A 13,550-nucleotide genomic window follows, 5' to 3' on the forward strand; every position below is an offset into this window, starting at 1 on the left:
TTTGACGGCTTTTTAATTTTTGATAAAAATTTCATTTTCAGTGGAACCTTTTGACCCTGTGACCACGAGTCCGATATCTGTATCAGCTTCTAGATTTTGTACAATAGTAAAAGGAACGTTATGTTTGTTTGCTATTTGAATATATTTTGATAAAAAAGAGTAGGAAATCGTTCCGTTTAAAAAGACTTGTCCACTTTGAACGTTAGTGATGGTTGTTTCAACCTCTTTATAAACGGTTGGCTTCATTACCTGTCCCTTAGTTAGAGCAATTTCAATTCGTTCACGTAAAGCAGTGAGGAAGTATTTACGCTCAGCTTGCTTTGTTTCTTGGGTGCCATATAGTCCTCTTTCTAAATATTCTTCGATGTTTTCACTCATAATTGTCACTCCTTCTTACGTATCATTTCCCCATATTTCAATAAAATATGAGGACTTCATATAAAAATATCATCTTTTAGAACATACTTAAAGAAATCCGATAAAAAGGGTTGCTATTTTGAAAAAATTAGTGTTTAATGAACATAGAACGAAAAGGAAATGATTTCATAAAGTTAAGATTGTAAGCGATTTCAGTTTGGTTTGTATAAAGTTGTTTGGGGAGATGACTTTATACAATAATAGCGCGTTTTGAGGTTTATAAAGGGGAGAATAAGCCTTAAACTAATGGTCAAAAAAGGGTTTTCCATTATAAAGATGCAATCATTTTATCCTTTTCATAAAATGGGCGATGAACGCAAAATTCATCGCCTTTTTTATGTCATTTTTTACTGAGCTGTATACCCGCCGTCCATTACAATGGCTTGACCTGGCACTTCTTTCGCTTTATCGCTTGCTAGGAAAAGTGCATAATCAGCAATTTCATCAACTGTTAGCAAACGCTGATGTGGAACGAGGGGGTAGATTACTTGTTCTAATACTTTCTCAAGTGAGATGTTACGTGTTTTAGCTAAGTCTTGAAGTTGGTTACGAACAAGTGGCGTATCTACATAACCAGGACAAAGCGCATTTACTGTAATGACATCCTTCTCCAGTCATAAAAAGATGGTAGTAGTATTACCTGGGGGAATTGAGATATGTATTTATTTCAATAAATGAAAATGAAGCACGCCCACAGGGCGTGCTTCATTACAGGGAAGACTAACTATTTCTAACATTGTACACTTATATATTTCAAATCTAGGGAAGTTAATTCTAAACATAACGTTTAAACTTGTCAAGGGTTATAAGTTTAAATGTTAAAAAATCCCGCTTATGCCCATGCGAACTGAATAAGGAAATATATGCAGTATCGTATAACATGATTTTTAAAGAAAAGGAGTGAGCTGTGGTTCACTTCTTTTCCTGTTTTAAAGGAAAAAAGAATAAAAAAAGCGAATATCATACATGACGTCAGAAAAAGTCGAATAAGGGGGAACTTCTATGAAACACATAGTTGGTTTTTTTAATGGGATTATGCAAAGGTATTTACCAGATCCATTTTTATTTGTCATTATCCTAACATTTGCAGTGTTTGGATTTGGGCTTATCTTTACAGATAGTACCCCAATAAATCTAGTGCAGTACTGGGGAGAAGGTTTCTGGGGGTTATTAGCTTTTTCTATGCAAATGATTCTAGTATTAGTTACGGGGCACGTATTAGCAAGCAGTCCTTTATGTAAAAAAGGATTAACGCGCCTTGCTAGCTTGCCTTCGTCTCCAGGACAAGCAGTGGTACTTGTATCGATTATCTCATTACTAGCAAGCTTTATAAACTGGGGATTTGGGCTGGTTGTAGGTGCGTTATTTTCAAAGGAATTAGCGAAACAAGTGAAGTATGTCGACTATCGTTTATTAATTGCGAGTGCATACAGCGGCTTTGTCATTTGGCATGGAGGACTTTCCGGTTCTGTTCCTTTAACGATTGCGACACCTAGTCATTTTGCAGAAGACATGATTGGACTTATTCCAACAAGTCAAACCATTTTTTCTACATTTAACTTAGTGATTGTAGCCGCCTTGTTTGTAGCCGTACCGATTGTGAATAGATTAATGATGCCACCAAAGGAAGAAGCATTTGTAGTAGATCCTGAGCTGTTAAAAGACTTTCAAGCAGCATCGGCTGAAGTTGAGCATATGACGCCCGCAGCACGTTTAGAGAATAGCCGAATTATTTCATTGACAATTGGGGCTGCGGGAATCGTATTTTTAGGTTATTACTTCGTGGAAAAAGGACTTTTATTAAATTTAGATATTGTCAATTTTCTGTTTCTGTTTCTGGGAATTTTATTTCATGGAACGCCTCGTAATTTTTTGAAAGCGGTAACAGAAGCTGTAAAAGGAACAAGTGGCATTATTATTCAATTTCCATTTTATGCAGGGCTGATGGGCATCATGGTATCTTCAGGGTTAGCAACTGTGATTTCAGAAGCATTTGTTTCGATTTCAACTGAAACAACGTTTGCGATGTTTGTTTTTTGGAGTGCTGGAATTGTTAACTTTTTTGTACCGTCCGGAGGAGGGCAGTGGGCAGTTCAGGCTCCGGTAGTTTTAGACGCAGCTCAAGCTTTAGATGTACCAACTGCAAAAGCTGCCATGGCAGTAGCCTGGGGAGATGCTTGGACGAATATGATTCAGCCATTTTGGGCGCTTCCTGCTCTTGCAATCGCTGGGTTAAAAGCAAAAGATATCATGGGATATTGCGTCATGATTTTGTTAGTAAGCGGCGTCATTATTTCATTAGGATTGCTTATTTTTTAATACAGCGATTAGTAAAAGATGTTATCGATAAGCATGCAAAAAATGCCGATACTATAAATGCAGTAGAAGTCGATACTGTAGAAAACGTAAAATTTCTCTTGCAACCGCCACGGATTTTGCTATAATAGCCACGGTGGCTTTTTTAGACACTGGGTGGGTGAGGGATATTGAGAAAAGAAGGAAGAAAATTTGAAAGCGTTATTAGAAAATTTGTTTCAATTGAAACATCATAACACAACGCTTGGAAAAGAAAGCGTTGCGGGCGTTATTTCCTTTTTATCAATTGTATATATCATTGCGATTAATTCAACTATTTTATCAGATGCAGGCATTCCATTAGAAGCAGGTATTTTTGCGACGGTGGCTGTATCGGTCATTGGTTGTTTACTGATGGCGTTTTGGGCAAACGCCCCGCTTATTTTGGTTCCAGGTATGGGAATCAACGCGTTGTTTACGTATACAATGGTACAGTCAATGGGATTAACGTGGCAAGAAGGACTAGCTGCCGTATTTATATCCGGCGTTTTGTTTACTTTGCTTGCATTTTCAAGGCTATCTGCAAAGCTTGTGGCTGCGATTCCGCACTCTTTAAAAGAAGCAATTACCGTTGGAGTCGGGTTATTCTTAACATTTATTGGGCTTCAAAAAGGTGGATTGGTTATTCCAAGTGATACAACGTTTGTTGCATTAGGGAATCTATCAGATCCGTTTGTGCTTAGTACGTTGTTGACATTGATGATTACAATTGTGTTATTTATTCGAAATATACGCGGAAACTTTTTGCTCAGCATGATTGCTGGAACGCTTATTGCAATGCTGTTTGGTGTTCAAAATCAATCGAACGGCAGCACCTCTACAAGCTTTCAAGAATTTTTTGCAGGTTTCGGTGCCTTTTCGTTTACAGCGCTTGGACAAATTACGTTTTGGGCTGCGGTGTTCTCGCTAACCATGGTACTTGTATTCGAGAACATTGGATTAATTCATGGCCAATTAGGCATGATGGACCAACAGGAAAAGTTTTCAAAAGCTTTTCAAGCAAACGCTGTTTCTGCCTCTTTGGCAGGTCTCCTTGGCACGAGCCCAACTGTTGCTTCAGTTGAAGGAGCATCAGGTATTGCAGCAGGTGGAAGAACGGGACTTACGTCTTTAATTACAGGCGTGTTATTTTTAAGCTCACTGTTCTTTATTCCATTTATTAAGCTTATTCCAGATAGTGCAATTGCACCGATTTTGATTGTTATTGGTGGTTTGATGATTCAAAATATCAAGAACATCAACCTCCAAGATCTATCAGAAGGTTTCCCAGCGTTTTTAATTATCGCTCTAATTCCGCTAACGTACAGCATTGCTGATGGTATCGCTTTTGGTTTTATTGCATACCCGCTTTTAAAGCTTGCAATCGGCAGAATGCGTGAAGTATCCGCTTTTATGTACGTAATTGCGTTGTTATTTTTCTTGAACTTTGTTTTACATTATATTGCATAAAGTTAAGCAGCTGGATTGCCAGCTGCTTTTTTATTTGAATGGATGATTCTAAGCTCCTAAAAGAAGGAATAAGGTAGACAAAATTCATGCGTGGTTGCATAACTTATGGCTTCCTATTATGATGATAGGATTATTTTTGATGACTGTGCTTAATACGTAAAGCATGACGCTTATTATAGCAGTAGAAGCTACTTTAACAACAGTTGGGATTTTACTGTTTGTTTATCATGTTTTGGCGCATTTAAAGTCGGAATAGAAGCAAAATATGTCGGCAATTAAAGGGAAAGAGATAAAGGAAAACGCAGTTATTTTATCGAATATCTAATAGTAAAATAACATAAGAAAAGCTTTTTTTATTTATCAAAAGCAGACTAGGCCTAATAAAAGGGGGAGCTCAGCGGTAAGAAGTCTAGTTACTTATTGCGCCTAAAGAGTGGGGTATAAGTTTCTTACTGCGGAAATACTATGAATGAACAGCAGCAGTTTGTACGTGTGAGGGAGTTAGCAAATGAGATTATTCGTTTTAAGCTTCAAGATCGTGCGGTCTATAACGAAGTTGAGCTGCGCAATAGCGTCGAGTTATTAGCTCGCTCCATTGTAGATTTGGCAAATGTTCATTTAAAAGAAGATGCCGACCCAGAAACATCTCTTAAAGCAACAGTGTGTAAGGTGAAGATGGTGTATAACCATATGAATCAAAAAGCAAAACAGCAAGGTCTTGAAGGGGCATATCAAGAAATTCAGGATTTAAAATCGTATGCAGAGAATGAATATGAACAGAAGAATCTTTTAGGATAAGCGATTCAACTAACTCCTTCCTTTGTACAAAAAGAAAGGAGAGAGGTAAATTTGTCATCTTTAACAATGCCAGAAACCATTGTAGCATCATTATTAGCGCTATTTGTAATGGGAATTTCCATTCTGTTTTTTATGACGCTGATCTTAACGATTGTTAGGAGAGAACGTATTCAGGCTCTTGTAAAAGCAGGCAAGACAGATAATGGTGATCAGCACAGCCTAGGAGAATACCTCCGGGCAGTTTGGAAGAGACATTAAAAAAGTGCGAGGCAGACGCTTCGCACTTTTTCTTATTTAGTAGGGATGCTATTATTTCGTGCTAAAACAATTTCCGCTGCTTCACTGACGGATGAAACAACAGCAGAAGCGTGTTTTTTCACTTCTTCAGGAGCTGTGGCCATCGCAAAGCTATTCGGCGTTAAGTGAAACATTGGAATATCATTAAAGGAATCACCCACGCATGCTACTTCTTCAGGTTGTAAACCTAAATGATCTAGTAAGATTTGAATAGCATTTCCTTTGCTGATGTGCTTTGGCATGATATCCAAACAGTTTTTGGCAGAAATGTAGGCATCAATTTGCTCTTTAAACTGATGTGTTAAATCAGCTTGAAGAGCTACCAATTCTGAGTGGTCTCCAAGGATTGTAATTTTAGATGGCGAGAAGTTTAATCCAAAAGAGTCGAGCATATTTTCCTGCTCCTCAATTGGGAAAAACATATGCTTTTCAATTTCATTAATGACGTCGGTTTTCGTTTCTACATAGTTCGTATCGTTTGAACAAACTAAGACGACGTGGTTAGGATTTAGCGTTTGTTTGTATAGGCTGGAAGCTAACTCACTTTCAAATACCTTAGCGTGTAGTGAATGATTATCTCTTGTCCAAACAAACGCACCATTTTGACTAATTCGATGAAAGTTATTTTGAATATCAGACGAAATTTTTAGAATTTCACTATCCATTCGTCCTGATGCTAAACAAACATCAATATTGCTTTCTTGAAGCTTTACTAACGCTTCAATATTATGTGTTTCAACATATTTTTCCTGATGAAGCAACGTACCGTCAAGGTCGCTGACAAATAGTTTGATCAACTTAAAAAAGCTCCTTTCAATGAACCGGTCATATTCTTATAAATAGTAGTATACATGCGTATTTATTGTATCAAGAAAACGCTTGTATTTCATATAAAAAGGCTTCCTCGAATCGGAAGCCTTTTTATCATGCTACTTGTGTATTAATGTTTTGATTAGTATAAGTGCGAATCTGTTTAATATACCAACCGCCTACGAATAAAGTAAGAACTGTACCAATACCCATTGATAAACCATAATCTAACCCTAAACCTTCTGGAGCATAGAAGATATAGCAACAAACTACCGCCGTCATAAACATAGATGGAATTCCGCAAATCCAATGGTTTTTAGCATGTTGAAGCAAGTAAATGGTAGCTGTCCATAGCATGACAGTGGCAACGACTTGATTGGTCCAGCCAACGTATCTCCAAAGGAATGAATAATCAATTGTTGATAGATAAAAAGCTGGAACCGCAACGGATAATGTATAAATAAACGTTGCTTTTTTATTTCCTTTTTCTTCTTTATGGTTCTTACTAACAAGATCCTCTAAAATCATACGAGATGAACGTAATGCCGTATCCCCAGTTGTAATTGGTAGAATGATAACACCTAAAATAGCGAGAATGCCTCCTAATGTTCCAAGCCACGATGTTGAGATTTCATTTACTACCGCAGATGGTCCACCAGCAGCAAGTGCTTCTTGAAGGCCACCTGTTCCGTTGAAGAATGTCATTGCAGCTGCTGCCCAAATTAAGGTGATAACTCCTTCTCCAATCATCGCGCCGAAAAATACTTTGCGTCCGTCTTTTTCATTTTTTAGTGTACGAGCAACAATTGGACTTTGCGTACAGTGAAAGCCCGAAATAGCACCACATGAGATAGTTACCATTAATAGAGGCCAAATCGGCAGCTCTTGTGGATGAAGGTTTTCTAATGTTAAATTTGGTACAGATTCTTTTGAAATGAAAATAAGTGCAAATGCAATTGAGACAGCCATGAAAATCAATACTGCACCGAATAAAGGATAAATTCTTCCAATAATTTTATTAACGGGTAGGACCGTCGCTAAAATAAAGTAAGCAAAAATAATAATTAGCGATACGATAAAAGGTAAAGATGTAACGCTTGTAATTAACTGAGCTGGACCAGCTGTGAAAGCTGCCGCTACTAAAATCATAAGCACAAGAGAAACGACATTGATGATCTTTCTCATATTTGCTCCAAGATATTTACCAACTAGCGCTGGGTACTGTGCTCCACCATGGCGAAGAGATAGCATACCAGAGAAGTAATCATGTACAGCTCCTGCAAAGATACAGCCGATGACAATCCAGATGAACGCTACCGGTCCGTATAAAGCGCCCATAACGGCTCCGAAGATGGGGCCAAGACCTGCAATGTTTAAGAGTTGAATTAATGAACCTTTCCACCATTTCATCGGAACGTAGTCTAATGAATCAAACTTTTCATACGCTGGTGTTTGTTTGTTTGGATCTATAACGAAAATTCGCTCAACCACTTTTGAGTAAATGGCATATCCCCCGATTAAAAGGGCAATAGAAGCGAAAAAAGTAACCATGTGAACATCCTCCTAAAAAACAAAAGTTTTAATTGTTTGAAAATTTAATATTCTTATCCTAACAAATGTCAGAGGAGGTGACAAGGTATTTTTTTAGAAAAGTTAATTTTTTTAGTTTTTTAATGTTTGAATAGGAAAAATCCACCGTTAGATAACGATGGATTTTTCTTTATTTATTATAGGACGTTAAAATATTTAGCTTCTGGATGAGCGAACACAAGAGCGGTAACGGAAGCCTCAGGCTCCATCATAAAGCCGTCCGTAAGTTGAATACCTATATCTTCAGGCTCAATCAACTTAAATAGCTTGGCTTGATCTTCTAAGTCTGGACATGCCGGGTAGCCAAAAGAGAAGCGTTGTCCTTGATACTTAGCTGAAAATCTTTCTGCCATAGTAAAATCTGGAGAGTCAGGGAAGCCCCAACGGTCTCGAATTTGTTGATGAACACGTTCTGCCAAGCCTTCTGCTAGTTCAAGTGCTAGCGCTTGGAAAACGTGACTCTTTAGAAACTCACCGTTTTCTTTAAACTGAGCGGCACGTTCGCGGATTCCTGTACCGGCTGTAACTGAGAAGAAGCAGACGTAATCCATTTCTTTCTCAACAGGCTTGGCAAAATCAGATAAGCACAAGAACTGTCCTTTCTCTTGACGCGGGAACGTGAAGCGCTCAATTTCTGTCTTCTGGTCAGAAGGGTCATAGATAATTAAATCATTTCCATCTGACTGCGCAGGGAAGAATTGATAGATAACAGCTGGCTTAATTAAGTTTTCCTTTAGAGCTAATTCCAGCAATTCATCTACCGTTTCTTTTAATTGAACGGCTCGTTCATCTTTTTCAGCAAGTAATTTATTAACTTTACCTTTAAGTCCCAGATGATGGCCTAAAAGCATTTGCCAGTTAATGTAGGGTAAAACTTGCGCCAAATCGTAATGCTTCACAACGTGACGTTTTAAATCAGATGGAATAAACACCGGAGCATCCGTTGATACAGCAGACCGTTGTAACACAGCTGTTGCAGTTGTGTTTTCCTGATGTTTTCGCTCTTTAAACGTGACTTTCTTTTCTTGACGAACTTTTAAATCTTCAAGAAGCTGTGTAATCTCTTCTTTGTCCTGAAGCTTATTGGCAAGCGATAAGCCATCCATTGCGTCTTTAGCATATAGAACAGCACCTTCGTATTCAGGTGCAATTTTAAAATCAGTAAACTTACGAGATAGCGCAGCGCCTCCTACCATAATAGGCACGTTGATCTTAGATTGCGTAAGATCCTGAGCTGTTAATACCATCTGCTGAGCTGATTTTACTAGTAGGCCGGATAACCCAATGATATCAGGCTTTTCCTTTTGCACAGCTTCAATGAGCTGTTGAGGCGTTACTTTAATTCCTAAATCGATCACTTTAAATCCGTTGTTGCTTAAAATAATGTCGACTAAATTTTTACCGATATCATGTACATCACCTTTAACTGTAGCTAAAATCACTTTCCCTTTACCAGAATCGTTTTCTGACGCTTCCATATGCGGCTCTAAAAAGGCAACGGATGCTTTCATGACTTCAGCACTTTGGAGAACTTCGGCGACGATTAGCTGGTTATCATTAAACAAGCGCCCAACCTCTGCCATTCCATTCATTAATGGACCGTTAATAATATCCAATGGGTCATCATATTTAGCAAGCGCTTCTTGCAGATCCGGGAGCAGTCCTTCTTTTGTTCCTTCTACAATATACATAGCTAAACGTTCTTCAAGGTTTAAATTCGATACTTCGATTTTTGACTCTTTCTTTTTATCACGATAAAAGTCTGTAAACGAGCTTAACGTTTCATCGTTAGTAGTAAACAGTAACGCGTCTGCTAGCTTAATTTCTGCTTCAGGGATGGACGCATAGCGCTCTAACTTTTCAGTATTTACAATGGCATAGTCAAGACCAGCTTGCGTACAGTGATAGAGGTATACAGCGTTTAGCACTTCACGCCCAACAGGCGGTAAGCCAAACGATACGTTACTGACGCCGAGAATTGTTTGACAGTCAGGCAATGCTTCTTTAATCATTTTAATTCCTTTTACCGTTTCTTCCGCAGAGCCAATATACTGTTCGTCACCTGTACCAACAGGGAAAACAAGCGGATCAAAAATAATATCTTTAGGGTTGAATCCATGTTTTTGAACCAGTAAATCGTGTGAGCGCTTCGCAATTTCAAGCTTTCGCTCAGCGGTAACCGCCATACCTTCTTCATCAATTGTACCAACCACAAGAGCAGCACCGAATTTTTTTACAAGCGGTAAGATGGCATCGAACCGCTCTTCGCCATCTTCTAAGTTAATGGAGTTAATAATTGCTTTACCCTGTGAGTAGGTGAGGGCACGTTCAATTACGGCTTCGTCCGTTGAATCAATAACAAGAGGGACTTTGACTTTTTTCACAACCTCTTGGATAAACAGTTCCATATCTTCAATTTCATCGCGATCGGGATCGGCTAAGCAAATATCAATAACATGTGCACCATTTTTTACTTGAGCGCGCGCGATTTCAGAAGCTTCTTCAATCTTTCCTTCTGCAATAAGGCGCTTAAATTTACGTGAGCCGATAACGTTGGTACGTTCACCTACAAACAAAGGACGCATGGAGTCATCGTAAATTAATGACTCAATTCCAGAAACAGCATGGTTATGCTCAGGTCGATTTAATGGACGAGGAGAGACGTCTTTCACAGCTTCAGCCAACGCCTTAATGTGAGCAGGCGTAGTACCGCAACAGCCACCAACAAAATTCAACCAACCTTTGTCCGCAAAGCTTTTAATTTTTTGAGCAAGAAGTTCAGGTGATTCATGGTAGTTACCTTCTTCATCTGGAAGGCCAGCATTTGGGTAACAGCTAACAGCAGACGTTGCTAATTCAGATAAAGAGCGAATATGATCCGTCATAAACTCAGGGCCAGTAGCACAATTTAAGCCAACAGATAGAGGCTTGATATGCTCTAATGATAGATAGAAAGATTCAATATCTTGGCCCGCCAGCGTCGTTCCCATCGGTTCGATTGTTCCTGAAATCATAATAGGAAGCTCTTTGCCCGATGCTTCAAATGCAGCTGTAATTCCTAAAAAAGCGGCTTTTACGTTTAGCATATCTTGACACGTCTCCACCAGAAGGAGGTCAACGCCACCGTCTAATAATCCACGAACTTGTTCTTCGTACGACTCGACTAATTCTTGAAAGGTAACTCCGCCCGTTACCGACAATGTTTTTGTTGTAGGACCAATAGCTCCGGCTACAAACCTTGGCCACTCAGGCGTTGAAAACTTATCTCGTGCTGCCACCGCTAGCTTTACAGCTTCGATGTTTAGCTCGTAGGCAAGGTGACCTAAATCGTACTCATCTAATACAATGGAAGTAGAGCCAAACGTATTGGTTTCAATAATATCAGCACCTGCAGCGAAATATTCTTCGTGAATACGCTGAATAACGTGAGGAGCTGTTAGGGTTAAATACTCATTACAACCATCGTACTCTTCGCCACCAAAATCAGCAGCTGTTAAATTTGCGTCTTGAATCATGGTTCCCATTGCACCATCAATAATTAATATTCGCTTTTGTAATTGTTCTTGAATTAATGAGGTCATTTAGTTCTTCCTTTCTGTCGTTACAAGCTGTTTATCGTTGATATAACGAGTTAAAATCTCGGTCATTTCGTAGCGCAAAAACGGTGTAATCAAATAGATACCATTAAATAATTCATAGGCAGTATCGATTAAGTCTTTTGCAATTGCTAATCCTTCAACTTCACCTTTAATTCGATCTTCTCCAGTAGCATCCATGCGTGCTAAAATATCTTCCGACAATTTAATTCCGGGTACTTCATGATGAATGAAGCGAGCGTTACGAGCACTTGTTAGTGGCATGATGCCGATATAAATTGGAGCATCTAAATGTTTCGTTGCTTCGTACACTTCTTCAATTTGTTTTGTTGAGTATAGCGGCTGTGTAATAAAATAGTGAGCACCGCATGAAATTTTCTTTTCAAGTCTGACAACTGCACGGTCTAAATGTCGAACGTTTGGGTTAAATGCCGCTGCGATTGAAAAATTGGTTTTTTGTCCAAGTGGCTTTCCTGAATAGGATAATCCTTCATTAAATTGAGCAATTAAGCTAATTAAATCGAATGAAGAGACATCATAAACGGACGTAGCTCCAGGGAAATCTCCAATCTTTGATGGATCTCCTGTAATGGCTAATACTTGGTTAATGCCAAGTGTATGAAGTCCCATTAAATGGGATTGAAGTCCGATTAAGTTACGGTCACGACACGTAATATGAACAAGCGGTCGAGCATCCGTTTGCTGCTGCATAAGCGATGCCATTGCTAAGTTGCTTACTCGAGGTGATGCCAGAGAATTATCTGCAAGGGTAACCGCATCAACACCAGCCTTATGAAGAGCTTTTGCACCATCTAAAAATTTTGTTGGTCCAAGCTGTTTTGGTGGATCAAGCTCAACGATAATTGAACGCCTTTCTTTCACAAGATCATGGAGGTGTGGTTCCTTTGTTTGTTCTTGTTCTTTGATTTCTACAACTGGTCTAATCTTTACTTTCTTTTGCGCAATAGGCTTCTCATGCTTCAATGCTTGTGACATCGCTTGAATATGAGCGGGCGTAGTACCGCAGCATCCACCTACTAAACGAACGCCTTGATTGCGAAAAGCTTTGGCGCTTTCAACGAAATAATCTTGATTTGTAGCGTACTCCACTTTTCCTTCTACATAAGCTGGTAAGCTTGCATTTGGATAAGCTGATAAGAAAGCACGATCTAAAAGCGGAACTTCTTCAAGCGATTGAATCATATGAGAAGGGCCTAAACGACAGTTCAGACCGACAACATCTGCACCTAAAGATTCTAACTCTTGAAACGCATCATAAAGGGATGTTCCATTTTGCAATACGCCAATATCATGGAGTGAAACATGCGTAATGATTGGTTTTGATGTCTCTTTTCTAGCCAAGGACAACACCGTTTTTAATTCTTCAAAATCGTAGTATGTTTCAAATAGCAAGCCGTCAACGCCTTCATTTAACAGCCAAAATAGCTGCTCGCGAATGCTTCGCTTTACTTCTTCTGTTGAGATGGCATTTTTTTGAAATGAGCGAATGCCTCCTAGTGTACCGACCACGTATGCATCTTTCTTAGCAGCTTGCTTTGCAATTCTGACGGCTGAAATGTTAATATCTTTGACAGCATCTTCTAAACCATATCGTGCAAGCTTTTGATAATTGGCAGCATATGTATTGGTTTGAATGACATCTGCACCTGCTTCTACATATGCACGATGAATGCGCTGAATCTCTTCTTTTTTTGTGATGTTTAGCTCTTCAAAGCAGCTATCAATTCCATGTGAATACAGAAGGGTACCAGTTGCACCATCTCCTATTAAAATGCGTGATTGTAAATCTTCAAGTAACCCCATTTGAAAACCTCCTTAAACGTTCCATTTCATCTGTTATCAGTTGTGTTCAAATAAAAAAAGAAAATGAATTAACAAAAAAAGCCTTCTGTAAGAAGAAGACTTTATTTCTTCTTCTTATCTTCCAAGCGATTTGCTTGCTGGATTTAGCACCATGTCATTTCGACTGGTTGCTGAGGTTTCAAAGGGCCAGTCCCTCCACCTCTCGTGATAAGAATCCATATATGATTATTATTTTAGTTCATTCTGCGATATGTTTACTTAAAAAGAAACGAACGATAAAGATGAAATTTAATCTTATTATCTAATTTATCTGATTTTTTTATATTATACAAGACAATTTCGAAAGTTTCACTAATAAATCATAAGAAGAGGGTGGGCATAACAAAACAAATTTCCAAAAATACCAACACTCCC

General features: G+C 38.7%; 9 protein-coding genes, 1 pseudogene and 1 riboswitch. Of the genes and pseudogenes, 4 read left to right on the forward strand and 6 right to left on the reverse strand.

Annotation, left to right across the window (positions count from 1 at the left end):
- Window positions 1-12 precede the first annotated feature (12 nt).
- Together BFL01S_RS15680 and BFL01S_RS15685 are read right to left on the reverse strand one after the other, a co-directional pair.
- A complete protein-coding gene (locus BFL01S_RS15680) occupies window positions 13-381 on the reverse strand; it encodes a YueI family protein (protein WP_025911362.1) in 369 nt (122 codons plus the stop codon).
- A 383-nt stretch (window positions 382-764) separates the two neighbouring features.
- Window positions 765-1,016 (reverse strand): annotated as a pseudogene (locus tag BFL01S_RS15685) (SDR family oxidoreductase); the annotation flags it as partial.
- 403 nt (window positions 1,017-1,419) lie between these two features.
- On the opposite strand from BFL01S_RS15685, the gene BFL01S_RS15690 reads away from it, so the two are divergent.
- From BFL01S_RS15690 to BFL01S_RS15705, 4 genes are all read left to right on the forward strand, one after another.
- On the forward strand, window positions 1,420-2,736 hold the full coding sequence (locus tag BFL01S_RS15690; protein WP_061786243.1) for a short-chain fatty acid transporter: 1,317 nt from the start codon (window positions 1,420-1,422) through the stop codon (window positions 2,734-2,736).
- A 189-nt stretch (window positions 2,737-2,925) separates the two neighbouring features.
- Window positions 2,926-4,221: an NCS2 family permease gene (locus tag BFL01S_RS15695; protein WP_025909171.1), complete on the forward strand. Its 1,296-nt coding sequence runs from the start codon at window positions 2,926-2,928 to the stop codon at window positions 4,219-4,221.
- Between the two features lie 465 nt (window positions 4,222-4,686).
- A complete protein-coding gene (locus BFL01S_RS15700; RefSeq protein ID WP_076513049.1) occupies window positions 4,687-5,019 on the forward strand; it encodes a hypothetical protein in 333 nt (110 codons plus the stop codon).
- Between the two features lie 51 nt (window positions 5,020-5,070).
- Complete coding sequence (locus BFL01S_RS15705) at window positions 5,071-5,277, forward strand: hypothetical protein (RefSeq protein ID WP_235859248.1); 207 nt, start codon at window positions 5,071-5,073, stop codon at window positions 5,275-5,277.
- A 32-nt stretch (window positions 5,278-5,309) separates the two neighbouring features.
- Here the strand turns inward: BFL01S_RS15705 and BFL01S_RS15710 are convergent, their stop codons facing one another.
- The 4 genes from BFL01S_RS15710 to BFL01S_RS15725 form a co-directional block, all read right to left on the reverse strand.
- Window positions 5,310-6,113, reverse strand: a complete 804-nt coding sequence (locus BFL01S_RS15710; RefSeq protein ID WP_061786244.1) for a Cof-type HAD-IIB family hydrolase — start codon at window positions 6,111-6,113, stop codon at window positions 5,310-5,312.
- 127 nt (window positions 6,114-6,240) lie between these two features.
- On the reverse strand, window positions 6,241-7,677 hold the full coding sequence (locus tag BFL01S_RS15715) for a carbon starvation CstA family protein (protein WP_025909175.1): 1,437 nt from the start codon (window positions 7,675-7,677) through the stop codon (window positions 6,241-6,243).
- Between the two features lie 176 nt (window positions 7,678-7,853).
- On the reverse strand, window positions 7,854-11,297 hold the full coding sequence (metH, locus tag BFL01S_RS15720) for a methionine synthase (RefSeq protein ID WP_025909176.1): 3,444 nt from the start codon (window positions 11,295-11,297) through the stop codon (window positions 7,854-7,856).
- Window positions 11,298-13,136, reverse strand: a complete 1,839-nt coding sequence (locus BFL01S_RS15725; RefSeq protein WP_061786245.1) for a bifunctional homocysteine S-methyltransferase/methylenetetrahydrofolate reductase — start codon at window positions 13,134-13,136, stop codon at window positions 11,298-11,300.
- Between the two features lie 111 nt (window positions 13,137-13,247).
- Window positions 13,248-13,350: riboswitch (SAM riboswitch) on the reverse strand.
- Between the last annotated feature and the right edge of the window lie 200 nt (window positions 13,351-13,550).

This window comes from Priestia flexa NBRC 15715 (assembly GCF_001591565.1).
Lineage (GTDB): Bacteria > Bacillota > Bacilli > Bacillales > Bacillaceae_H > Priestia > Priestia flexa.

Coding starts and splice junctions, on each gene's coding strand:
- BFL01S_RS15690 (WP_061786243.1), top strand. CDS start 1,420: ATGAAACACATAGTTGGTTTTTTTAATGGGATTATGCAAAGGTATTTA.
- BFL01S_RS15700 (WP_076513049.1), top strand. CDS start 4,687: ATGAATGAACAGCAGCAGTTTGTACGTGTGAGGGAGTTAGCAAATGAG.
- BFL01S_RS15715 (WP_025909175.1), bottom strand. CDS start 7,677: ATGGTTACTTTTTTCGCTTCTATTGCCCTTTTAATCGGGGGATATGCC.
- metH (WP_025909176.1), bottom strand. CDS start 11,297: ATGACCTCATTAATTCAAGAACAATTACAAAAGCGAATATTAATTATT.
- BFL01S_RS15725 (WP_061786245.1), bottom strand. CDS start 13,136: ATGGGGTTACTTGAAGATTTACAATCACGCATTTTAATAGGAGATGGT.